1 protein-coding gene is annotated in these 822 nt (G+C 70.3%); it reads left to right on the forward strand.

Annotation, left to right across the window (positions count from 1 at the left end; all coding sequences use genetic code 11):
- Positions 1 to 513, forward strand: a 513-nt coding sequence (locus C1J01_RS48395; RefSeq protein ID WP_146616060.1) for a GAF domain-containing protein, incomplete at its 5' end; no start/stop codon positions are given.
- Positions 514 to 822 lie beyond the last annotated feature (309 nt).

The following is an 822-nucleotide window of genomic DNA, read 5'->3' on the forward strand; positions in this document are numbered from 1 at the left end:
CCCCCCCCGGAGATCGCCGACGGCGACGGCGCCCCCGCCCTGCTGGGGACCGCCGTCCCGGTTCAGGACTCGCTCGCCGGTGCGGTGTTCACCCATGGGGAGCCGATGTCCGACCCGGACATGCAGAGCGCGCCCTACCCGGACTCGCCGCTGCGGCGGCTCGGCTACGGGCCGGGACTGATGGTTCCGCTGGGCGCCGTACCGGCGGTGCACGGGGTGCTGGCCCTGGCCAAGCGGAGCGGACGGCTGCCGTTCAGCGCCGCGGACCGGCAGATGTTGCACGCGTTCGCCGGTCAGGCGGCCATCGCGCTGGAGCTCGCGGAGACGCGCCGCGCCGCCGAGCGGCTGGGCCTGCTGGAGGACCGGGACCGCATCGCCAAGGACCTGCACGACGTGGTGATCCAGCTGACGCTCACCGTCTCCGGCGACGGTGCCGTGCCGGGCGGCGCACGGCTGCGCTGGCACGTGCCCCTCCCGGCGGACCCGACTGCGTACGGTGACCGAGAAAGTTGACGCGTCCACCCCGCTGTGGCATTCTGAAGGCGGCACCGAGGTTGACGCTTCTATTACGGGTAGACACTCGTTTCTCATTTGGGTTATGCTGCTCCCTCGCGCTGCCTCATGTCGCCCTGGACTATTCCGGGGCGTTCGGCGTGCGCGCAGTTCGATTCCATCCGTGCTCTCCGGAAGGACAGCTGTTGGCAGCCTCGCGCAACGCCTCCGCCGTACCCGCTGGTCCCCGTCGCGTCTCTTTCGCGCGCATCCAGGAGCCTCTCGAAGTTCCTGACCTTCTTGCCCTGCAGACCGAGTCTTTCGACTGGC

The sequence above is a fragment of the Nonomuraea aridisoli genome (assembly GCF_003236395.1).
Taxonomy (GTDB): Bacteria; Actinomycetota; Actinomycetes; order Streptosporangiales; family Streptosporangiaceae; genus Nonomuraea; species Nonomuraea aridisoli.